Origin of the sequence: Acidaminococcus sp., assembly GCF_050873445.1 — a bacterium.
Classification (GTDB): Bacteria; Bacillota; Negativicutes; order Acidaminococcales; family Acidaminococcaceae; genus Acidaminococcus.
Map to the genome: position 1 here is coordinate 1 of NZ_JBNMIU010000044.1, position 20,582 is coordinate 20,582.

The following is a 20,582-nucleotide window of genomic DNA, read 5'->3' on the forward strand; positions in this document are numbered from 1 at the left end:
CCGCGCATGTGATTGGATGGTTGGGGGGCCTTCTGATAGACAATTACCAGATGTCCATTTTGAAGGTACCAGAATTGTTGAACTGTCTAAAACAGGGGGTTCTACTTTTAGAAACTGTCCTTGACAAGGGGTACGGTTTACTCCGCCGTTGTCGTTCCATGCTTTCCTCCTTGTCAGAACTTACCCCCGCCGCCTCCGTGGTCGTCATCTCTGTCGTCCACTGCAGAAGATTCGTTTTTGCTCTTTTCCTGCCGGGTCACGTTCATATACAGATAGGTATCCCGGCTGTTCTCCAGCTGGAAGCTGTCCCGATCCAGGTACACCCCGGCCTCCAGAGCCGGAAGCACATTGTTCATCTGCCCGATGAGGATCCGGCGCACCAGGAATCCGATGCCTAGGGACACCGCCGCCGCAATGGCCAGAGCCAGGGGATTGAACCGGTCTGCCGGGTCAAAGGGTTTCCCCTCCTTCTGGTAATAAGCCAGCAGTTCGTCCGAGCCTTTGGCGAACTGGTCGAAAGCTTCCGGATAGTGGTTCTTTTTCAGGTCCGGCAGAAATTTTTCGCTGAGCGCTTTAATGCCGGCTTTATCCGTAATCATTTTCCGCATGCCATTATCAGTAGAAATGTACCAGTCCCGCTCTTTCAGGGACAGGAGCAGTACCATATTCCCTTTACTGTTGCTGTCCTTGATCTTGTCCAGCACGGCATTCGCGAATTGCCCGGCTTTAACGCCTCCGGTGCTTTTCACCGTCACCACCGCCAGCCGAACCTGATATTTTCGGTTCACTTGATCCAGGGACTGCTGGAGCGTCTTTACTTCCTGAGGCCGCAGGAGACCTGCCTGGTCCGACACCAGGGCCGGGGCTGCCGAGCCGGAAACGGCTAAGCCCACCAGGAAGACCAGCAGAGCCAGGATGCGCAGTAATTTCTTCATAATGACCTCCTTACGTCAGGAACAGCTTTGCCACAAAGTACAGCGCCGGTGTGAGGATGGCCGTCACAGCCCCCATGTACAGCAGGGATTTCTGGTTGTCATAAGGCAAGGTTCCTACCATCTTCCCCGTCTGTCCGTTCATTATGAAGGTATAGGGTTTGTCCTGGTACCGGGTGGTCAGGATCCATACCGGAGCCAGGGCATAGGCCACGTGGTCATCCTCCTTTTGGATGTAGCTGTCCTGCAGACTGCATCGGTCGTAGCCGGTGACGGTGCCCTGAAGCACCTCCAGGGCAGACCGGTTCACCCGCTCATCGGCTCGGGGCACGGAGGCTTCTGCATCTACATCGTATTTGTCCGCCAGGAACCCGGTCAGGTAGGCCGGACTAAAGGGGACCATTTCCTCATAATTGAAGGGTTCGATGCTCTCCATATAGGTATCGTCCATTTTACTGGAGCCGTCCACAGGAATCTTGTGAAAAGTCATCCGGCCGCTCCGTAGGCACTGGAACACCCGGGTCTCAGTAACGATTTCATCACTGGTCTCAAAGACCGTATCTTCCTCACCCTTGAATTCCCCGTCCGCATATACGGCCGAATCGAACAGCCAGAAGGGAACATACATGGGCTGGATGGCCTCCACCCGATTGTTGGCGGTAAAGGCCGCCGGCAGCAACCGTTTGCCCTTGTAGAATTCTTTCAGTGCTGCCACTGCTTCCTCTTTGGTCTTCTTGAAGGGGATCACAAAATCCGGTTTCAGCATCCCTTCGAACCGGTTGGGCAGCATAGTAGGATTGCCACAGTAGCAGCATTCGGTGGCCATGGTATTTTCGTCGCTGACGATTTCCGCTCCGCAGGTGGAGCAGGTGAAGGCCTTCAGCTGGGCCGCTTCCTCCGACCCCCATTCCCGGCCTGCCTCCCCTGTATTCCAGCGAATCTCCTTTGCTTCCTGGGCAGCTGCCGCCCGTTCCTGTTTCCGGGCGAACAGCGCTTCCATCGTTGCCACATCCAGTTCCGTATCACAGTAGGGGCAGACAATCTTGGCGGAACCCGGTGCAAATTCCAGCGGACCGCCGCAGTTAGGACATTGATAAGCAACCGAGGTATCGGTCATGATAGTTCACCTCCCGTTTCAGATCTTGTCGCTGTCGTCAAAAGGATCTCCGCACTGGGGACAGAATTTGGGGGGATGGTGGGGATCCGGCGGCTGCCAGCCGCATTTGTCACAGCGGTACAGAGGGACATCCTCCGGCTTCCTGGCTCCACAGTTCATACAGAATTTTCCCTGGTTCACCGTTTTGCAGCCCGGGCAGGTCCAGCCGTCCGACGTTTCCGGTTTGGGTTTGCCGCAGGCCCCGCAAAATTTCCCGGTATTCCCTTTCTGGCCGCAGCTGCAGTCCCAGGAATTTCCTGCCGGTTTGGAAACAGGTTCCTGTTTCCCGCAGCCCATGCAGAATTTTCCGGTATTTCCTTTTTGCCCGCAGGCACAATCCCAGGTATCCGCTGCCGATGTCTGGGCCGCCTGTACCTGAGCTGCCTGCTGAGCCTGGGTCTGGGCCGCCATAGTCTGGTACATACCGGAACCGGCGCTGCCTGCCATATTCATGCCCATGAATCCGAAGGCCGCACCACTGCCGCTTTCATTAGACGCAGCCATCCGCATAGCGTCGCTGGTAGCATCCGCCATGGTCCCCATGGCGATGTTGGGATTGCTGCCCAGGGTCATGCCCATCTGGATTTTCTGGATCTTTTCTTCATCTGCTTCGTTGGCCTTGATGTTGTTGATGCCGAAAGAAACGATCTCGATACCCCGGAGCTCTGACCACTTCTTGGACAGCACTTCGTTCAGTGCCTCCGCCAGTTCAAAGGTATGGGCCAGGATTTCCGTATAGTCGATGCGCTGGGCACTAAGCCTGGCAAAAGCCGGCTGCAGGGCCATGAGCAGTTCGCTTTTCAACTGCCCGTCCAGGATACTCCGCTCGTATACATCGTAGTCATTGCCGGCTACATTGGTATAGAACAGCAGAGGATCCACAATCCGGTAACTGTATTCCCCGAAACACCTAAGACGGACGGTCAGTACCTGTCCGGTGGTATCATCCTTCACCTTGAAGGGGATTTCGCTGGGAGTACCGTATTTATTGCCGATCAATTCCTTGGTATTGAAATAGTACACCCGCTGGTCCTTCCCCGTATCCCCGCCGAAGGTGAACCGTTTGCCGATCTGCTGGAATACATTCTTCACGTTCTCCTTCAAGTCCCCGGTAAACACCGAAGGCTCTGTGGAGCGGTCATAGGTAAACTCTCCCGGTTCCGCACAGAAATCCACGATTTTCCCCGATTCCACGATGATCATGCACTGTCCGCTGTTCACAGCGATCCGGGAACCGTTGGAGATGATATTATCCTCGCCGCTGGTGTTGGAACTGCGCCCGCTGGTCCGTTTCTGTCCTTTCATCATCAGGATGTCCGGAGCCATCTGGCAATAGAAGAACTCCTTCCATTGATCCGCCAGTACACCGCCTGCTGCGCCCATTGCCGCTTTGATCAGTCCCATGGTATACCTTCCTTTCTCTTTGACTGCGGTTCTTTTCTTTCCCCGCATGATTCGATGTTTGCTTCTGGCCAGACCAGCTGCCCCACCTTGGTGCTGCAGCTGTCCATTTGGAGGTTTTCATCTAAATCCTCATTTTTCTCTATATCTATCATACAGAAAATTATGATAAAATGGACTGTGCTTTCATACAGGTTTTTGAAAAATCGTTGGTTTTCTGAACTGTTATGGATTGGAGGTCCCTATGGTCTTATTTCCCCTTTTCTGTCTCCTGTGCCTGGCAACGGCCGCTCCGGTCCAGGCGGCTCCGGATTCTCTGCCGCAAACTCTCCGGGAGACCGTCCCGGATCCGGGCAAGCTGGAACCGGGCCAGAGCCGCCATCCCTACCTGGAACTCCACGGAGACCTGCGCTGGCTCTACGGCAGGGGGCCGATTCTCCGGCAGGGGGCCCACCGGCCGTCGGCAGGACCAGTCCATCTCCATGGCCCAGCGGCGTCTGCGGCTGTTCCCCACCCTCCACACCAGTCCGGATACCCGGATCAAAGCCATGCTGGAAGACCGGCGGGATGACAAGGACCATACCGGAGACCGGCACTTGTACCTGTCCCGCCTGTACCTGGAATCCGTCAACAAGCACACCAAGTGGGAGCTGGGCCGATTCAATTATTACCTGATGGACGGCAATGTAATAGACAAACGGGTGGACGGCATCCGGGCCAGCTTCGGCCGCAGTGGCAATACACCCGGGCGCCTGACCTTTTTTGCGGGGCAAACTACGGGAGATGACAATCTGACCACAAAAAAAGGCTGGTCCCTGCTCTACGACCGGGAGCAGGGCAAATGGAAGGGACGTACCGCGTATCTGGATTTCCGTAACAAGGAGACCCTGCCTGCAACAGTTCCTTTTGGAAGCGCGGGCCGCAGCGGTACCAGATTCGACCGGCAGCAAATCTGGACCACCCTCCTGGAATATCGTCCAAAAAGAAAATGGAACCTTTCTCTGGAACTGTTCCAGGCCAAAGGCCGGCAGCACAGGGACCGGTACCGGGAGAATGAACGGGGCTTTGTGGCAGCGGTAACGCATGGACAGCTGGACGAAAAAAAGGCCGGCAGCCATGAGGCCTGGCTCCGGTATTATGACCAGCCCCAGTCCAGCATCCTGTACCATACCATGGACGGGGACACCGGTTTCTTCCGGCGCATGGGCTTCCGGGGCTGGGGAGCCCGATTGGATTATGTAGTGACGCCGGGGCTGGTGTGGGCGGTAGAAGGTTTCCGTCTGCAGAACCGGAAGACCGGTCCCTTTACAAGGAATTTCCATGAATTCGTCCTGGGAACAAGTTTGACCGCATACTTTTAACGTACGCGGTCAAACTTGTTACATTTCACGCTGCGCTGCAGCATGGTATCTCCTTACCCAAAAGCATCCTTCCGGCCTGCGTAGATTGCATAACTGTCCAGCAGCATGTTCTTCAGATTTTCATTGTTCCCTGTCCAGGGGCCTGCAGCCGTTTCTGGATGAGGTATCATCCAGGGCAGGATCTGCTTGTCCATATGTTTTCTCACCCATTTTTTATTCTGTTTTGTAATGCCAGTCCTGGTTTCGTTGATTTCCCAGCAGCAGGGAGTCCTGTCCCGATTGGATTCCGGCCGGGCCAGGATTTCCAGGCGGCCGTTATGGTCCAGGTCCACCATACAGTATTCCACCGTGGGATCTGTATCGATGCGGTTGGAGCGGATGGTTTTCCAGTTCTTCAGGAACACATCTGCCTGCCGGGCCGCTTCTTTCCTGAATACTGATCGTACCTGTCCCCGTTGCAGCTCTCTTCCCTCTTCACAAGCGAAAACCGGAGCACTGCCTAAAAAGAGCAGGACAGCCAATACGCTGAGAATGCATTTTTTCATAAAAACCTCCTTTTCATATTCTGCCTGGATATCTTGATTCGTCAGCTCCATTATATAGAGTTTTTCGATAATTCACACTGTAGTTTCATACAGGGGCTGCACCTGCTCGTCTGCTCTTTTTAATTCAGCTCATTTCATCCCGAAATGCTTATACCAGGCAAAGACAATACTTTCTTTATTCGCTGCGATTTCCTTCACTCTTCCTGCTCCGGCATACTGGCGTACCCCTTCTCAGCAGCTTCTACGGCCAGACCTACGATGCTTTTGTGGCCGGTCTTGCTGAGCATATTACTGATGTGGAAACCCACGGTGCGCTTGGTCAGATGCAGTACGTCCGCAATCTCCTGGTAACTCATATTCTGGCAAACCAGATGGAGGATCTCGATTTCCCGTTTCGTCAGAGTCGCATTATAAAAACCAAAGGTGGCCCTTTTCTTCAGATCCGGAAAGAGATGCGCTCCAGACACGGTCTTCCGGATGCACTCCACGAATTCCTCCGCTGAACTTTCCTTGTAGATAAAGCTGTCCGCCCCTGCTTTTTGTGCCAGTTCGACGAAGTGCATATCCTGGAAGCCAGTCATGATGATCACTTTCTTTTTGGGAAAATGTTGTTTGATTTTCCGGGTGCAGTCGATACCACTGGTCTTACCCTCCATGCAGATGTCCATCAAAATCACATCGGGCTGGAGGCGTCCGGTCATGACCTCCGCTGTTTCCGAAAAGGGCAGGATCCCCACCACTTCGATATCTCCATACGGTTCGAACAATTTCACCAGCCCATCCAACAGGATCTTCTGGTCATCCACCAACAGGATTCGGATCATATTTCTCCCCCACTTTCTCTTCGTTTCTCCAGCGGACTTTCAAAGTGAAATGATGCATCCCCCGGTATTCCACCGTGCCCCCTGCCTGTTCCACCCGTCTCCGGATCCCGGAAAGACCGCCGCCCTCCCGGATAGAACCGGAACACCCCGTTCCATTGTCCTGGATCACGATTCCTTCCGGCCGGAGGACCAGCGTCACCTGGCTGGCCCGGCCATGGCAGACTGCATTGGTCAGCGCCTCCCGCAAAATCCGGACCACCAGCTCCTCCCTTTTTCCCCCAGCAGGCAGCGTGCCGCGCAGGGTCACCCCCACTCCCAGCCGCCGGTAGACAGCGATCAGATCTTTCAGCTGCACCCGGGGTTCTACCCGTATTTCTTCCCGCACGTCAGACAGCAGATTCCCCACCAGAGGGATGATCCGGCTGTAGTCAGCCAATCTGTGGTTGTTCAGTACCTGCTGGAGCAGGCTGATCCGCTGTCCCAGCAGGTCATGGAGCCGGATTCTCAGCTCCTGGAGGGTTTCCCGGCTCTGGAGTTCCTGGAGATGCCCCAATCGCTCCTTCAGCTCTGTACTTTGCTGCTGCAGCTGCTGAGTCTGCCGTTCCAGCGTCACGTTCAGCCGCTGGAGTTCCGTCACTTCACTGGCCGTAAGCTGCCAGCACGCTTCCTCCCCCAGAAGCAACGACTCCCTCCGGAACAATATCCAGCGCCCGTCTGCCAGGCAAAACAGCAGCTGCCCGCCCTGTTTTTCCCTGTACAAACCCGGTTTCCGCACTTCCTGGAGCAGATGCCACAGCACATTTCCATTTCGAACCCCCAGGCCCAGGATTTGTTCCACATAACGGAACATGGCCAGATTCATCAATACCGGATCACCCCGGAACAGGGTAATCAGGACCCCATCCTCCAGAGAATCGATGGCTTCCTGGATGGAATAAACCGTGATCTGTCCCTGGTTCTGCTGATAGACCCTGGGGATTTCCCGGAAATTCCTCCAGAGGACCAGCCCCAGGACAGCTCCATAACCCCAAAACGCACCAGCTTCCGTCAGAGAAAACAGTCCAGCTAGTCCTACCGCCGCTGCCCAGGCAGAGAGACACCCAGTCCCTTTTTCCGGCCGGATCCAGGAAAAGCCCAGGATGCCCAGACAAAAAGCCATCTGAAGAATCCGCAGCCAGGGAAAGGGAACTTTTTCCCCCAGCCAGGCTTCCAACAGCATCAGGGACCAGGTACAGAAAAGGATCAGAATCCCCAAGATGCAACTTTCTAACCCTTTTCTCCGCCAAGAGCGGAATTTTCCAAGAGGAAGCAGGCCGTAAATCAGAATACCTTGACTCAGCAGGCCCAGCAAACCGGCGGCACACATTCCCATCACCAGAAGAAAGGGTCCTTCCAAGACCTGGTTCATTTTCTGCGGCCTCCTTCCCAGCGAAGGGCCAGACACTGTCCGTACCCCAGCTCTTTCCTGCCCAGAATGCCCCGGAACTGGTGTTGGATCCCATCTGCAAAAGAAGGGATCCAGGGCTGATTCTCCCATAACAATGTCAGTTCCCAGCCACTCCCTTTGGGTTTCAGGCTGCAAACCTGGGAATCCAGGCCCCGGCGCACAGCTTCTTCCGAAGCGGTCTCCAGAAACTGGAAGAATTCCAGAGCAGCATCTACCGGCAGCGTTCCTTCCAGCCGTACATCCACCAGGCTTTTCAGCCCCACCCGTTCCAGATAGTGACACAATTCCCCGATGGCCAGCTGCAATTCCCGAGCCGGTACCTGATTGTCTTCCCGGCCCCGGAGCAGCAGCACACACTGTTTCTTCAGATAACAGGCCAGCACATTCAGACGGGCCATGGCCTGCCAGGTTTCCTCCCCCTCCCGAGCCGTTTCCAGGAACCGGGCATAACGCTGGATGACCGGGCCTTTGCTCTGGAGGATGGTTTCCACTTCCTGATAAATCTGGAACTGGACCTGCTGGCGGATCTGTTCCCGCCGCAGCTTTTCCCAGTTTTTCTGCAGCTGGATCATTCGCTGCAGCAGACGGTTTGTCTCTTCCAGTTTCTTTTGTTTCCTCCGCAGTTCCCCCATGGCCTGATACCAGACCACCTGACCACCGGTAATGGGCATAGTCCGCCGCTGCCAGTTCTCCTCCTGGCGGTGGGGAAACGGCTGGCACTGGTACACAGGCCGGTTCCGGCCATCCAGGATGGTCAGTCCCAGCCGGGAATGGGTGAAACAGCTTTCATAATCCCGGTTCCCCGGCAGCAGACGGGCCCAGAGCAGAGCTTCCAGCCAGACATGGCACACCAGAAACGTCCACAGCACCAGTTCTGAATGATAAAAGAGCGGAATCCGCAGGATATAGCCGGCTATATAACCCAAATACAGCAGAGTCACCAGCGCCGGAACTAGGCAGCGGAGCCGCCAAAGCCGCTCCTGCCATACTTTCCAGCCGAGCCAGCCCAGAGCCAATAGGAGCTGAAACAGGTACAGCCCCAGGATGCCGTAATAGACAGCCCCATACGTATAGATCCTGTCCGGAGCCATTCCCTGCCTCCGGACAATCTGGAACACCTCCTGATGCCAGTCATTGGTCAGCACCAGGACTGTAACCAGCAGGTCCAGCAGGCCCAAGGCCTGCAGCCACCGGGGAATTTTCCGGTCTTCCGGGGGGCGGTTGCTGGCATATCCCATCCATACGACCAGAAAGGTCAGGGAACCCATACAGGGGTAATACGCATACCAGAGCAGCCGGTAGAGTTCTTCCCAAAACGTGTAGGGAACCAGCAGTTTGCCCAGCCGGATGAACAGCCACAGTTCCCAGACCAGCGTCCCCCACATCACAGCCCGACGAACGCCCTGTTGGAAAATCCGGCGCCGGAGACTGCTGCCACACAGGCAGGCCGCCACCATCAAGAGCAGATATTGGGCGATCCAGGGAATCCGCGTCACCTGTTTGACCCATTCGAAGCCCCGGAACAGCACATCCAGAAAAGCAAGGAACATCTGCATCAGGCGGCCTCCTTCGACACAATAGTCTCTGTTATGTCATCCTTTGTCTCTTTACTGCATTATATCATATGACAGATGACAAGATGATCAAGATGATAGAGAGTTTCCTGTTTTGTACATCTGACTTTCATTTCATTTATTACACTTTTTGTTTGTTATTCTCTGTTCTGAAATATTTTTAAAAAATCCGTTGACAACTGTTCTTGTACAATGTATACTAAGCACATCCTTTTCAAAAGCAAATGAATAAGGCAAATCCCATGAAGGGAACGAGTACTCTACCAACGTTTCTTCCAGAGAGCTGGCGGCCAGTGCGAGCCAGCAGGAACAGGCAGAAGAAAATCCTCCCCCAGGAGCCTGCTGAAACCCAGTAAGCATGGACGGCTTTCCCCCGTTAGACGGAGCGCGTATGTTTGTACGTCGTAGAGTGCCCCGCACCAGCAATGGCCGGGGAACCAGGGTGGTATCGCGGAATCTTCCGTCCCTATTTTCCAATAGGGACGGATTTTTTTTTACCAGCCTGTCTCTGCGGCTCAACCCCATTTTATTTTTTCTATTTTCAAAGGAGATGTTTCCCATGGCAAAAGTATTTTATGACAAGGACGTTAACTGGAGCGTATTGAAGGACAAGACGGTAGCCGTCATCGGCTATGGCAGCCAGGGCCATGCCCATGCCCTGAACCTGAAAGAAAGCGGCGTAAAAGTCGTAGTTGGCCTGTACAAAGGCAGCAAATCCGCCGATGTAGCCCGCAAAGCCGGCCTGGAAGTAAAGACCGTTGGTGAAGCTGTTGCGGAAGCCGATGTGACCATGGTACTGATCCCCGATGAAAAACAGGCAGATGTGTACAAAGCCGAAATCGGTCCCAACCTGAAAAGCGGCAGCGCTCTGGCATTTGCCCATGGGTTCAACGTCCATTTCAAACAAATCGTTCCCCCTGCTGATGTAGACGTGTTCATGGTCGCTCCCAAAGGCCCGGGCCATCTGGTTCGCCGGACTTTCGTAGAAGGCGGCGGCGTACCTGATGTATTCGCCGTGGAACAGGATGCTACGGGCAAATGCTTCGACCTGGCCCTGGCCTATGCCAGAGGCATCGGCGGTACCCGTGCCGGCGTCATCCAAACCACCTTCCAGGAAGAAACGGAAACCGACCTGTTCGGTGAACAGGCTGTTCTGTGCGGCGGCGTGTGCCAGCTGATCACCAACGGGTTCGAAACCCTGTGCGAAGCCGGCTATCAGCCTGAAATCGCCTACTTCGAAACCTTCCATGAAATGAAGTTGATCGTGGACCTGATGTACGAAGGCGGCATGGCCAAGATGCGCAAATCCATCTCCGATACCGCTGAATACGGCGACTATGTATCCGGCAAACGGGTTGTGACCCAGGACAGCAAAGCTGCCATGAAGCAGGTCCTGACCGAAATCCAGGACGGCACCTTTGCCAAAGACTGGCTGCTGGAAAACCGTGCCGGCGGCCGTGCCCATTTCCTGGCCATGCGCCGTCAGCATGCAGAACACCCCATCGAAAAAGTGGGCGAAAAGCTGCGCAGCATGATGCCCTGGCTGCATGAAAACGACAAGAACGAATAATCAGTCGGAAACAGTCACCAATCCATAGCCAAAGAAAGGCAATCCGTCAGGATTGCCTTTCCACTAAATAAAAACAACTATCCACGAAGGAGGAACTCATGAAGATCACCGGTGCAGAAGCAGTCATTGAAAGTCTACGGAAAGAACAGGTCCAGGTCGTCTTTGGGTATCCTGGAGGCGCTGTACTGAGCCTGTATGATGCCCTGTACCGGATGAAGTTCCCCCATATCCTCACTGGCCACGAGCAGGGTGCGGTCCATGCGGCCGACGGCTATGCCCGTGCCACCGGCAGGGTGGGTGTGTGTTTCGCCACCAGCGGTCCCGGCGTCTGCAACATGGTCACCGGCATCGCCACGGCCAACATCGACTCCATCCCTCTGGTAGTGATCAGCGGCCAGGTAGCCACGCCTCTGATCGGCCGGGATTCTTTCCAGGAAGCGGATATTTCCGGCATCACTACCCCCATCACCAAGCACAACTACCTTGTGAAGGATGTGCAGGACCTGCCCCGGGTGCTGAAGGAAGCCTTCTACATCGCCCGCAGCGGCCGTCCAGGACCGGTGCTGGTAGACGTGGCCAAGGACGTATTTGATACGCCTTTCGACTACGAATATCCGGAAACCATATCCCTGCGGGGATACAAACCTTTGGAAAAAGGACGGGAAGAAGAAGTGGACGCAGCCCTGGAGGCTCTGCGGAAAGCCAGACGGCCTCTGCTCATGGTGGGCGGCGGCGTAGTCCTGTCAGGTACCACGGAACCCCTGCGCCAGCTGGTAAAAGCCACCCACATTCCGGTGGTCTACACCCTCATGGGCAAAGGTGCCATTCCGGATACCTGGGAAGAAAACCTGGGCATGGCCGGCATGCACGGTACCTGGACGGCCAATATGGCCATCACCGGGTGCGACCTGCTGCTTGCAGTAGGCGCCCGGTTCGACGACCGGGTGACCGGCTCTGTGGAAAATTTTGCCCCCAAAGCCAAGATTGTCCACTTCGACATCGATCAGGTGGAAATCAACAAGATCGTCCATGCAGATCTCAGTGTGAACGGCGATCTGCGCTGGTCCCTGCCCTCCTTCTGGGAGAGGCTGGAAGCCAGACCCGTTGCGGCAGTACAGACCGTCACCTGGCGGCAGGAGCTGCAGGAAATGAAGGCCAGCCACCCGGCAGGCACCCGTCCCTCTTCGGACAGAGGCCTGTCGCCCCAGGCAGTGCTGAAAGCCCTGGCACAGAAAGCCGGTCCCGATTCCATCGTGGCTACGGATGTGGGCCAGCACCAGATGTGGTCGGCTCAGTTCTATCCGGTAAGTCAGCCCCGCCATTTTGTTTCCTCTGGCGGTCTGGGCACCATGGGCTACGGCCTGCCGGCTGCCCTGGGAGCCAAGGTGGGCCGGCCGGAACTGCCGGTGGTCCTGGTCACCGGGGATGGCAGCATCATGATGAACTGCCAGGAATTTGCCACCCTGCACAAGTACGGTATCGCCGTAAAGACCGTAGTGCTGTGCAACAATACCCTGGGCATGGTGCACCAGTGGCAGGGCATGTTCTACCATGGCCATTTCTCAGAATCTGATTTGACAGCCACGCCCTCCATTGCAGGGATTGCCCAGTCCATGGGTATCCCCGGCTGGACCGTGGAAAAGGAAAGCCAGCTGGCGGAAGCCCTGGACAAGCTGTTCACCCAGGAGGGTCCGGCCCTTTTGGAAGTGGCCATTCCGCCGGATGAAAACGTATATCCCATGGTACCCGGCGGCAAGAAGCTGGATGAAATGGTAACGGGAGGTGACGAAAAATGATCCGACAGCATCTGGCCATCCTGGCCGACAACAAGCCCGGTGTACTGACCCATGTGGCCGGACTCATCAGCCGCCGTGCCATCAACATCGAGTTCATCAACGCCGGCTATACGGAAGAACGGGACGTGACCCGGATCAACATCGTGGTATCCGTAGAAGACCGATACGAGCTGGATCAGGCCATCAAACAGCTGGCCAAGCTCATCGATGTGATCAAGGTAGTGAACCTGGACGATGCTCCCTTCGTAAGCTACGAACTGGCCATGATCAAGGTCAGCGCCCCCACGCCCCAGGTGCGGGAGGAACTGACCAATCTGGCCGATCTGTTCCATGCCAAGGTAGTGGACGTGCAGAAAAAATCCCTGGTACTCCGGGTCACCGGACGGGAGGACCACATCGATGCCCTCCTGGAAGTGCTGGAAGACTACGAAGTCATCGAAATCGCCCGCACCGGGCAGATTTCCCTCTCCCGCGGACTGGTTCCAGTCAAGAAAATGTAATAAAAAATCAGGTGTCGCAGTTGCGGTACCTGATTTTTTATTACCTTTAAAAATGGATCGTCTGGCCGTCCCTGGGCATGATGTAGCTGGTGACACCACGGCTGGTCAGCCGGCCCCGCATTTCGTGACGGGTAATACAGGCTGCGGCATCGTTGTCCATATGGGTCACGTACACTACTGCATCGGGCAGGTTCCGGGACACGCTCTCGATGTCCTCATCATCCATGGAAAGACGCCCGCATCCCAGGAGTGTGGCAGCGCAGCCGTTCACTACCACCACCCGGGGCTTAAAGTCCTGCAGCACCTGCCGCACTCCATCATACCAGATGGTATCGCCGGCCACATACAGGGCTTTTTCCCCTTCCTTCAGGAACACTACGCCCATGGTGTCCCCGGTGGGAATGATCTTGCCGTGGCAGGCAGCTGTCTTCACCAGGGTAATTTCCCCCAGCTCCGTACCGTCCTCCGACACCACCTGTACGTCGGCAAAACCAGATTTCCGCAGCAGAGCCGCATCCGTTTCGTTCTGTACCAGGGCCGGGATCTTTTTGTCCAGCAGCGCTCCCACTGTGCCGTCCGCAGCCCTGTCAATGTGATCCGCCGCCAGGCTGGTGAACAGGTAATAATCGACACCCGCCAGGATTTTCTCTATAGGGTACGGCAGGGAATAAAAAGGCATGGGCAGCTGCATCTTCACCGGATCAGGGGTCTTATAGGGCTGGCCGGAAACATCCGCCAGCGCCCCCAGGGCTCCCTTTTCTCCCAGATAGGGATCCAGAAGGAACGTTCTGTCCCCATAGACAATTTTATTGGTACCATTGCGAATCTGTTGGATCTGCATTGTATGACCTCCTCTTCTGGTCTCTATTATACTCTTTTATCGGCCCGACGCATGGATCACCATAAAGATATTGCTCCCCCTTACCCACGATATTTAAAGCACCCCGGCTCGTGGCTGTCCACCACGCCTGCGGCCTGCAGATAGGAATAGACCACCGTGGTGCCCACGAATTTCATGCCCAGCTTTTTCCATGCTTTGGACAGGCTGTCGGACAGCTCCGAATGGGTTCGGCCGTCGTGTTCCTGCAAAATCTTCCCTTCCGTGAAATGCCACAGATACCTGTCGAAGCTACCCCATTCCCGGGCCAGTTCCAGGAAAATCCTGGCGTTGGTCACCGCCGCCCGGATCTTCAGCCGGTTCCGGATGATGCCCGGATCCTGACGCAGGGCTTCCAGTTTGGCTTCATCATAAGCGGCGATCTTCACCGGGTCGAAATCGTCAAAGGCGGCCCGGAAAGCCTCCCGCTTGTTCAGTACACATTCCCAGGAAAGCCCGGCCTGGAAAGTTTCCAAAAGAAGCAGTTCAAACAGCTTCCGGTCGTCATGGAGCGGCACGCCCCATTCTTCATCGTGATAGCAGATGTACCGCTGGTTTTTCGGATTGGCCCAGAAGCACCGCTGTTTCCCATCAGCCCAGGTTGGCATATTTTTTACTCCTTATCTAAAAAATCGCCGATGGCGATTTTCACCATCGGCGAGAGATCTGAGACTTATTTTCTTACCGCTTCCGCTACCTTATGGCCCATTTCGGAGGTGCTGATCACTGTCAGCCCTTCACCGGCCAGATCCGGCGTCCGGTAGCCCTGCTTCATCACATCGTCCACAGCGGCTTCAATGGCTTTGGCCGCAGCTTCCTGCTTCAGGGAATACCGCAGCAGCATGGCCGCTGACAAAATGGTTCCCAGCGGATTGGCAATGCCCTTTCCGGCAATATCCGGTGCACTGCCGTGGATGGGTTCGTACAGGCCCGTGCCGTCACCCAGGCTGGCAGAAGGCAGCAGCCCGATGCTGCCGGCAATGGTGGAGGCTTCATCCGACAAGATATCCCCAAAGATGTTGTTGGTCAGGATCACATCGAACTGTCTGGGATTCAGCACCAGCTGCATGGCGCAGTTGTCCACATAGAAATGGTTCAGTTCCACATCGGGATACTTTTCGTCATGGAGTTCGGTGACGATTTTCCGCCACATGCGGGAAGACCCCAGTACATTGGCCTTATCCACACTGGTTACCTTGCCCCGACGCAGCCGGGCAGCCTCGAAAGCCTTGATGGCGATCCGTTCCACTTCGGGACGGGTATACTTTTCAATATCCGAGGCGGTTTCCACACCGTCTACCATGGCGGCTTCCTTGTGTTCCCCGAAATAGATGCCGCCGGTCAGTTCCCGGACAATCACCAGATCGGCTCCTTCTGCCCGTTCCGTCTTCAAAGGGGACAGATGGGCCATATAGGGACGCACCTGCACCGGCCGCAGGTTGCAGTACAGGCCCAGGGCCTTGCGGATGCCCAGCAGGCCCTTTTCCGGCCGCTTGGTCACATCTTCGATATGGTCCCATTTGGGGCCGCCCACAGCGCCCAGCAGCACACCGTCCGCCGCCTTGGCACTGGCAATGGTCTCTTCCGGCAGGGGAGTTCCGAATGCATCATAGGCACAGCCCCCCATGAGTTTATGATCGTAGGAAATGTCCAGACCGAACACATCCGCCGTTTTCTTCATGACTTCCAGGGCTGCATCGGTAATCTCCGGACCGATGCCGTCCCCGGCCAATACGGTAACTTTCATCAGGCATGGGCTCCTTTCACATAGTTGATCAGACCGCCCGCTTCTGCGATTTTCCGGACAAAGGCCGGCAGCGGATGGGTCTTGATGGTAATGCCTTTATTGACCACATGGATCTCGCCCTGATCCAGGTCCACGTCCACCTGGTCCCCGGCTTCGATTTTTTTGGCCTCATCGCCGATTTCCAGCACTGGCAGGCCGATGTTGATGGCATTCCGGTAGAAGATCCGGGCAAAGCTTTCTGCAATGATGCATTTGATGCCCTTCTGCTGGATAACGATGGGAGCATGTTCCCGGGAGGACCCGCAGCCGAAGTTCCGGCCGGCCACGATAATGTCCCCGGGCTGCACATTGGGGGCAAAGGTGGTGTCGATGTCTTCCATGGCATGTTCGCTCAATTCTTTGAAATCGGAGATGTTCAGATAGCGGGCGGGAATAATGACATCCGTGTCCACATGGTCTCCGTAACGCCAAACCTTACTCATTTCAATACCTCCCTGGGATCCGTGATATGGCCGGTCACTGCGCTGGCGGCTGCCGTCAGCGGGCTGGCCAGGTACACTTCGCTGTCCACATGGCCCATGCGGCCTCTGAAATTCCGGTTCGTAGTGGAAACACACCGTTCACCGGCTGCCAGGATGCCCATATAGCCGCCCAGGCAGGGTCCGCAGGTAGGAGTGGAAACCGCGGCGCCGGCTTCGATGAAAATATCCAGCAATCCGTTGTCCATGGCCCGTTTGTAGATTTCCTGGGTAGCCGGGATGATGATGCAGCGTACCCGGTCGCTGACTTTCCGGCCCTTCAGGATGCGGGCAGCGGAAACCAGATCTTCGTACCGGCCGTTGGTGCAGGAACCGATGACCACCTGATCGATGGCGATGTCCCTGCCTTCCGCAGCAGGATGGGTGTTTTCCGGCAGATGGGGATACGCCACCACCGGCACCAGTTTGTCCAGGGCTATGGTAATGGTGCGGGCATAGACCGCATCATCGTCTGCTTCCACGGCTTCCCATTTCCGGGTAACGCCTCGTTCCTTCAGATATTCCCGGGTCTTGTCGTCCACAGGGAAGATCCCGTTCTTGCCACCGGCTTCGATGGCCATATTGCAGATGGTGAACCGGTCCGCCATGGACAGTTCGCCCACCCCTTCTCCAAAGAATTCCAGGGACTGATACAGAGCTCCGTCCACGCCGATCATGCCGATCAGGGTCAGGATCACATCCTTCCCGGAAATATAATCCGGTTTCTTGCCGGTGAGTACCACCTTGATGGCTTTGGGTACCTTGAACCAGGTTTGCCCGCTGGCCATGGCAGCTCCCAGGTCGGTCTGACCCACTCCGGTGGAGAAGGCATTCACGGCACCATAGGTGCAGGTATGGGAATCAGCTCCGATGACCAGTTCACCCGGTGCCACCAGGCCGCTGTCAGGCACCAGGGCATGTTCGATGCCCATGCGGCCTACTTCGAAATAATTGGTAATATTGTGTTTCCGGGCAAAATCCCGCATATGTTTGCACAGTGTGGCCGATTTGATGTCTTTGGGGGGAGAGAAATGGTCCGGCACCAAAGCAATCTTATCCTTATTGAAAACAGGACGGCCGATTTTGTCGAATTCGTCGATGGCAGGAGGCCCCGTAATATCATTGGCCAGGGTCAGATCTACCTGGGAAACCAGCAGTTCCCCCTCTTCCACTTCCGGCCGGCCGGCATGCCGGGCCAGGATTTTTTGTGTTCTTGTCATTCCCATTTGTATGACTCCTCTCTCTTGCACCAAAAAGCCCCTACCTGCTGCAAAGCAGATAGGGGCGAAGGATCGCTGTACCACCCTATGTTGGGTCTCATTCAGCCTAACGCACTGTAGACGGCAGAAGCTACTGCTTGTTTCGCCTCTGCAGCTCCCGGGCCAGAAAAACCGTCCTCGCTTACTGGCTCGCACCCAACGCCAGCTCTCTGGAAGTTCCTGCGGTTTTATTCCCGTTCATAGCCTGTATTCGTTTGAAATGGTATGGTTTACATTATACATCATTGACAGCAAGTGTCAATAGTTTTTTGTAGCTAATTTTAAAATTTAGTCGAACAATCCTGCCTTGTCATATTGTGCGGGAATGACAACTTTGGCATTTTCATCGATATAGCCCCATTTTTTGGTACGGCTGTCCTTGAAAGCAGCCCGGTCCGCCGCAAGAGGTCCCAGCTGCTGCAGTTCCTCCCGGAAGGGAGCCACCGCATTGCCGGATTTGTCGATGACACCGCCTTTACCTTTTTCCACAGCCGTAGTCCGGTCCTCCAGGAAAGCCTGGACACTGTCGAACCGGTTGGCGATCACCACCTGGTTGGAAGCATCGATGAAGCCCCATTTTTTGTCCGAGGCGAAAGGCGCCAGACCCTGGCTGAACGGCAGCAGGGCATCATAGGCTGCAGGGATCACAATCTGTCCTTTTTCATCCAGCATGCCCCAGTGGCCGTCGTCCCGGAAGAGGGCGTACCTGCCATAGAAAGGAGAGACGAAACTGTAGTTGGGCGGAATCACTTCCTGGCCCTTTTTGTTCACATAGCCCCGATACAGGCTGGAAGGCATGGCCACGACCGGCGAGACACTGATGCCGCCGCCCCAGCCCCAGCCATGGTGATGGTGATGATAGCCATAACCCACATCGCCCCAATAGGGTCCCCAGCCCGGACCGATTCCCCAGCCGGGACCGCCCCAGCCCCAGCCGATGGACAGATAATCCAGGAAACTGCGGCTGGCCCGGCGTACACCCACTTCAGCCAGTCCGTTATCCTGGAAATCACCTACGTAGGAATACTTTTTCAGTTTGGCATACCGTTTACCGCTGGTGTCCATGAGCCAGCCGCCGTCCACTACAGCCACACCCTGGTGGAAATCCCCGGCCTTTTTGGCGCTGACGCTGGGCAGTACCGTACCATCCCTGCGGATATAGGACCACTGCTGATCCGTTTTCACCGCAGCCAGCCCTTCACTGAAGCCATGGACCTCCTTATATTGAGGCTGGATCACCACTTTTCCGGCTGCATCGGCGAAACCCCATTTGCCCCTGAGCTTCACAGGAGCCAGCCCTTCGCGGAAAGCCTGGATCGCTTCATAGTCCCCGGGCAGCTTTTCGCCTTTCAGATTATAGAAGCTCCAGGTCTTGCCGGTCTGCCCGCCCAGATAACCTTCTCCCCCATCGGTGATTTTCTTCAGGGCAGGCGCCAGGAGCACTTTTCCTTCCCGGTCTGTCAGGCCGTATCGTCCCTTTTCCTGGAACAGGATCACCGGTTCTTCCCTGGGATCCCCAAGGATCACGTTTTTATAATTTAAGGGCAGGATTTCCCTGCCGGTGGTATCGATGACTCCCTGCTTGCCGGATTTTTCCACCACAGCCAGATGGCCGGCCGCCAGAGCCGTCTGGGACAGGCAGAGCCCCAGTACAACAGCCAGTTTCCCATATCTCATCCAGAACACCTCCGCTTCTTCACTGTCTTTATTGTACCACAGGGACGCAGCAGGAATCATGAAGATGAGCCCGATTCCCCGCTGCCTATATCACTTTTGTAATGATTCCATGACACGATTAAGATTTTACAGTATGGCAGGAATTTTCTATAATATAAAAGTATCTTACAGAGAGGAGCATCATCATGAAAAAAGTACTGGCCTTCCTGGCTGCTGCCCTGATTGGGTTCGGGCTGCGGCAGCTGGGCATCCCCATTCCCTATATGCTGGGAGGTATCGCCACCGGTTTTGTCCTCAGCGCTTTCCTGGACAGTTCCTTCCACTGGCCCAAACAGTGGCGCAATGCCATGTTGGGCGTAGCCGGCTACGGCATCGGCAGCAATTGCACCCCCGAAACTTTCATCAAATTGAGCCAGGAGACCCTGGGCATCTTCGGAGCCTCCCTGTTCACCCTGGCCGTTTCCGTAGGTGTGGCCGTCTATATGCACCGGCACACCTTTGCCAATCTTCTCAGTTCCGTCATGGGCTGCCTGCCCGGCGGACTCACAGCCATGACGGTGCTCATGGAAGATTATAAAGAAGCGGACCAGAACGTAGTGGTGGTCTCCCAGTGCCTGCGGCTGTTTGTGGTAGAAATCAGCGTCCCCTTTCTGGCTGTCAATCTGTTCGGAGGTCAGGTAATCCGGCTCACCGGTCCCAGCCTGTGGGATACCAGCGCAGCCGACTTTCTGAGCCTGTTCCACCCGGGCTGGCTGCTGTCTTCCCCCTGGCTCTGGGCGGCCGTTATCTGGCCAGGAAGGGACACATGCCCACCAGCCAGCTGCTGGGCCCCATCATCGCCACGGCCCTGTTTGCCTGCTGGCAGGGCGGCGTACCCCGGATCCCGGCGCCGGCCATGGCTTTTGCCCAACTCCACATCGGCCTGTACATCGGCACCATGCTGAATCGGGAGAAACTGCTGAAGACCCGGTCCCTGATTCCCAACATTTTGATCGGTTCCCTGCTGATGGTGATTTCCAGTGCCCTCCTTGCGGTACTCCTTTCCCGGATTTACGGATTCACTCCCCTGACGGCCTTCCTGGCCCTGGCTCCCGGCGGCATCGCCGAAATGTGCCTGTCCGGCATGGAAATGCGGCAGGATGTGGCGGTCATCCTGACCTACCAGCTGATCCGGGTGCTGATCCTGGCCCTGGGCGTCCCTTTCGCCATCCGGAAGATGTTCAGGCCAACGGAAAAAGGGGCCTAAAAATAAATTTCCATGCACCGTCCCCACAAAAACAAGGTTCTATAATAAATGTTGGGGTCTTGTGGACTTCCTGTTCACAAGACCCCTATGTTTTATATAAAATAAGACATACCTAAACTGAATTTCAACTCAACCACCACGAAGAACTGAAA

The 20,582-nt window shown here is 55.7% G+C and carries 19 protein-coding genes, 1 pseudogene and 1 other annotated feature; of the genes and pseudogenes, 6 read left to right on the plus strand and 14 right to left on the minus strand.

Annotated features, from left to right (window positions below; genetic code table 11):
* Positions 1 to 173: 173 nt before the first annotated feature.
* From ACR0QW_RS08095 to ACR0QW_RS08110, 4 genes are all read right to left on the minus strand, one after another.
* Positions 174 to 935: a TPM domain-containing protein gene (locus ACR0QW_RS08095; RefSeq protein ID WP_432643185.1), complete on the minus strand. Its 762-nt coding sequence runs from the start codon at positions 933 to 935 to the stop codon at positions 174 to 176.
* A 10-nt stretch (positions 936 to 945) separates the two neighbouring features.
* Positions 946 to 2,049 (minus strand): hypothetical protein, encoded by a 1,104-nt coding sequence (locus ACR0QW_RS08100; RefSeq protein ID WP_432643186.1) that lies wholly within the window; start codon positions 2,047 to 2,049, stop codon positions 946 to 948.
* 18 nt (positions 2,050 to 2,067) lie between these two features.
* Entirely contained in the window at positions 2,068 to 3,492 is a 1,425-nt protein-coding gene (locus ACR0QW_RS08105) for an SPFH domain-containing protein (RefSeq protein ID WP_432643187.1), read from the minus strand.
* A gap of 247 nt (positions 3,493 to 3,739) precedes the next feature.
* The gene (locus ACR0QW_RS08110; RefSeq protein ID WP_432643188.1) at positions 3,740 to 3,973 is read right to left on the minus strand and encodes a hypothetical protein; all 234 of its coding nucleotides are present in this window, start codon (positions 3,971 to 3,973) and stop codon (positions 3,740 to 3,742) included.
* On the opposite strand from ACR0QW_RS08110, the gene ACR0QW_RS08115 reads away from it, so the two are divergent.
* Positions 3,972 to 4,850, plus strand: a complete 879-nt coding sequence (locus ACR0QW_RS08115) for a hypothetical protein (RefSeq protein ID WP_432643189.1) — start codon at positions 3,972 to 3,974, stop codon at positions 4,848 to 4,850. The two genes, ACR0QW_RS08110 and ACR0QW_RS08115, sit on opposite strands and share 2 nt — an antisense overlap.
* A 53-nt stretch (positions 4,851 to 4,903) precedes the next feature.
* On the opposite strand, the gene ACR0QW_RS08120 is transcribed toward ACR0QW_RS08115, so the two are convergent.
* From ACR0QW_RS08120 to ACR0QW_RS08135, 4 genes are all read right to left on the minus strand, one after another.
* The gene (locus ACR0QW_RS08120) at positions 4,904 to 5,395 is read right to left on the minus strand and encodes a hypothetical protein (protein ID WP_432643190.1); all 492 of its coding nucleotides are present in this window, start codon (positions 5,393 to 5,395) and stop codon (positions 4,904 to 4,906) included.
* Positions 5,396 to 5,589: 194 nt separating this feature from the next.
* Positions 5,590 to 6,219 (minus strand): response regulator transcription factor, encoded by a 630-nt coding sequence (locus ACR0QW_RS08125; protein ID WP_432643191.1) that lies wholly within the window; start codon positions 6,217 to 6,219, stop codon positions 5,590 to 5,592.
* Complete coding sequence (locus ACR0QW_RS08130; RefSeq protein ID WP_432643192.1) at positions 6,194 to 7,627, minus strand: sensor histidine kinase; 1,434 nt, start codon at positions 7,625 to 7,627, stop codon at positions 6,194 to 6,196. The genes ACR0QW_RS08125 and ACR0QW_RS08130 overlap by 26 nt, the downstream gene beginning before the upstream one ends.
* On the minus strand, positions 7,624 to 9,222 hold the full coding sequence (locus ACR0QW_RS08135; RefSeq protein WP_432643193.1) for a hypothetical protein: 1,599 nt from the start codon (positions 9,220 to 9,222) through the stop codon (positions 7,624 to 7,626). The genes ACR0QW_RS08130 and ACR0QW_RS08135 overlap by 4 nt, the downstream gene beginning before the upstream one ends.
* Before the next feature lie 251 nt (positions 9,223 to 9,473).
* Positions 9,474 to 9,711 (plus strand) — a binding site (T-box leader).
* Positions 9,712 to 9,799: 88 nt separating this feature from the next.
* Between ACR0QW_RS08135 and ilvC the strand changes: the two genes are divergently transcribed.
* The 3 genes from ilvC to ilvN all read left to right on the plus strand — a co-directional run bounded on the left by ilvC (position 9,800) and on the right by ilvN (position 13,106).
* On the plus strand, positions 9,800 to 10,810 hold the full coding sequence (gene ilvC, locus ACR0QW_RS08140) for a ketol-acid reductoisomerase (RefSeq protein ID WP_432643194.1): 1,011 nt from the start codon (positions 9,800 to 9,802) through the stop codon (positions 10,808 to 10,810).
* Between the two features lie 98 nt (positions 10,811 to 10,908).
* A complete protein-coding gene (gene ilvB / locus ACR0QW_RS08145; protein ID WP_432643195.1) occupies positions 10,909 to 12,606 on the plus strand; it encodes a biosynthetic-type acetolactate synthase large subunit in 1,698 nt (565 codons plus the stop codon).
* Positions 12,603 to 13,106, plus strand: a complete 504-nt coding sequence (gene ilvN, locus ACR0QW_RS08150) for an acetolactate synthase small subunit (protein WP_432643196.1) — start codon at positions 12,603 to 12,605, stop codon at positions 13,104 to 13,106. The genes ilvB and ilvN overlap by 4 nt, the downstream gene beginning before the upstream one ends.
* Positions 13,107 to 13,152: 46 nt before the next feature.
* Here the strand turns inward: ilvN and ACR0QW_RS08155 are convergent, their stop codons facing one another.
* From ACR0QW_RS08155 to ACR0QW_RS08180, 6 genes are all read right to left on the minus strand, one after another.
* A complete protein-coding gene (locus ACR0QW_RS08155; protein ID WP_432643197.1) occupies positions 13,153 to 13,947 on the minus strand; it encodes an MBL fold metallo-hydrolase in 795 nt (264 codons plus the stop codon).
* 80 nt (positions 13,948 to 14,027) lie between these two features.
* The gene (locus ACR0QW_RS08160) at positions 14,028 to 14,591 is read right to left on the minus strand and encodes a DNA-3-methyladenine glycosylase I (RefSeq protein WP_432643198.1); all 564 of its coding nucleotides are present in this window, start codon (positions 14,589 to 14,591) and stop codon (positions 14,028 to 14,030) included.
* Between the two features lie 65 nt (positions 14,592 to 14,656).
* The gene (leuB, locus tag ACR0QW_RS08165) at positions 14,657 to 15,730 is read right to left on the minus strand and encodes a 3-isopropylmalate dehydrogenase (RefSeq protein ID WP_432643199.1); all 1,074 of its coding nucleotides are present in this window, start codon (positions 15,728 to 15,730) and stop codon (positions 14,657 to 14,659) included.
* Entirely contained in the window at positions 15,730 to 16,212 is a 483-nt protein-coding gene (locus ACR0QW_RS08170) for a 3-isopropylmalate dehydratase small subunit (protein ID WP_432643200.1), read from the minus strand. Before ACR0QW_RS08170 ends, leuB begins: the two co-directional genes overlap by 1 nt.
* The gene (gene leuC, locus ACR0QW_RS08175) at positions 16,209 to 17,474 is read right to left on the minus strand and encodes a 3-isopropylmalate dehydratase large subunit (RefSeq protein ID WP_432643201.1); all 1,266 of its coding nucleotides are present in this window, start codon (positions 17,472 to 17,474) and stop codon (positions 16,209 to 16,211) included. The genes ACR0QW_RS08170 and leuC overlap by 4 nt, the downstream gene beginning before the upstream one ends.
* Before the next feature lie 321 nt (positions 17,475 to 17,795).
* Complete coding sequence (locus tag ACR0QW_RS08180) at positions 17,796 to 19,184, minus strand: WG repeat-containing protein (protein WP_432643202.1); 1,389 nt, start codon at positions 19,182 to 19,184, stop codon at positions 17,796 to 17,798.
* 185 nt (positions 19,185 to 19,369) lie between these two features.
* On the opposite strand from ACR0QW_RS08180, the pseudogene ACR0QW_RS08185 reads away from it, so the two are divergent.
* Positions 19,370 to 19,834: pseudogene (locus ACR0QW_RS08185) on the plus strand (AbrB family transcriptional regulator); the annotation flags it as partial.
* A 53-nt stretch (positions 19,835 to 19,887) separates the two neighbouring features.
* Complete coding sequence (locus tag ACR0QW_RS08190) at positions 19,888 to 20,430, plus strand: AbrB family transcriptional regulator (RefSeq protein WP_432643203.1); 543 nt, start codon at positions 19,888 to 19,890, stop codon at positions 20,428 to 20,430.
* The last annotated feature ends 152 nt before the right edge of the window (positions 20,431 to 20,582 follow it).

Excerpts from the sequence above, each read along its gene's own strand:
- ACR0QW_RS08095 (WP_432643185.1), bottom strand. The coding sequence starts at position 935 with ATGAAGAAATTACTGCGCATCCTGGCTCTGCTGGTCTTCCTGGTGGGC.
- ACR0QW_RS08100 (WP_432643186.1), bottom strand. The coding sequence starts at position 2,049 with ATGACCGATACCTCGGTTGCTTATCAATGTCCTAACTGCGGCGGTCCG.
- ACR0QW_RS08105 (WP_432643187.1), bottom strand. The coding sequence starts at position 3,492 with ATGGGACTGATCAAAGCGGCAATGGGCGCAGCAGGCGGTGTACTGGCG.
- ACR0QW_RS08115 (WP_432643189.1), top strand. The coding sequence starts at position 3,972 with ATGGCCCAGCGGCGTCTGCGGCTGTTCCCCACCCTCCACACCAGTCCG.
- ACR0QW_RS08110 (WP_432643188.1), bottom strand. The coding sequence starts at position 3,973 with ATGGAGATGGACTGGTCCTGCCGACGGCCGGTGGGCCCCCTGCCGGAG.
- ACR0QW_RS08120 (WP_432643190.1), bottom strand. The coding sequence starts at position 5,395 with ATGAAAAAATGCATTCTCAGCGTATTGGCTGTCCTGCTCTTTTTAGGC.
- ACR0QW_RS08125 (WP_432643191.1), bottom strand. The coding sequence starts at position 6,219 with ATGATCCGAATCCTGTTGGTGGATGACCAGAAGATCCTGTTGGATGGG.
- ACR0QW_RS08130 (WP_432643192.1), bottom strand. The coding sequence starts at position 7,627 with ATGAACCAGGTCTTGGAAGGACCCTTTCTTCTGGTGATGGGAATGTGT.
- ACR0QW_RS08135 (WP_432643193.1), bottom strand. The coding sequence starts at position 9,222 with ATGCAGATGTTCCTTGCTTTTCTGGATGTGCTGTTCCGGGGCTTCGAA.
- ilvC (WP_432643194.1), top strand. The coding sequence starts at position 9,800 with ATGGCAAAAGTATTTTATGACAAGGACGTTAACTGGAGCGTATTGAAG.
- ilvB (WP_432643195.1), top strand. The coding sequence starts at position 10,909 with ATGAAGATCACCGGTGCAGAAGCAGTCATTGAAAGTCTACGGAAAGAA.
- ilvN (WP_432643196.1), top strand. The coding sequence starts at position 12,603 with ATGATCCGACAGCATCTGGCCATCCTGGCCGACAACAAGCCCGGTGTA.
- ACR0QW_RS08155 (WP_432643197.1), bottom strand. The coding sequence starts at position 13,947 with ATGCAGATCCAACAGATTCGCAATGGTACCAATAAAATTGTCTATGGG.
- ACR0QW_RS08160 (WP_432643198.1), bottom strand. The coding sequence starts at position 14,591 with ATGCCAACCTGGGCTGATGGGAAACAGCGGTGCTTCTGGGCCAATCCG.
- leuB (WP_432643199.1), bottom strand. The coding sequence starts at position 15,730 with ATGAAAGTTACCGTATTGGCCGGGGACGGCATCGGTCCGGAGATTACC.
- ACR0QW_RS08170 (WP_432643200.1), bottom strand. The coding sequence starts at position 16,212 with ATGAGTAAGGTTTGGCGTTACGGAGACCATGTGGACACGGATGTCATT.
- leuC (WP_432643201.1), bottom strand. The coding sequence starts at position 17,474 with ATGGGAATGACAAGAACACAAAAAATCCTGGCCCGGCATGCCGGCCGG.
- ACR0QW_RS08180 (WP_432643202.1), bottom strand. The coding sequence starts at position 19,184 with ATGAGATATGGGAAACTGGCTGTTGTACTGGGGCTCTGCCTGTCCCAG.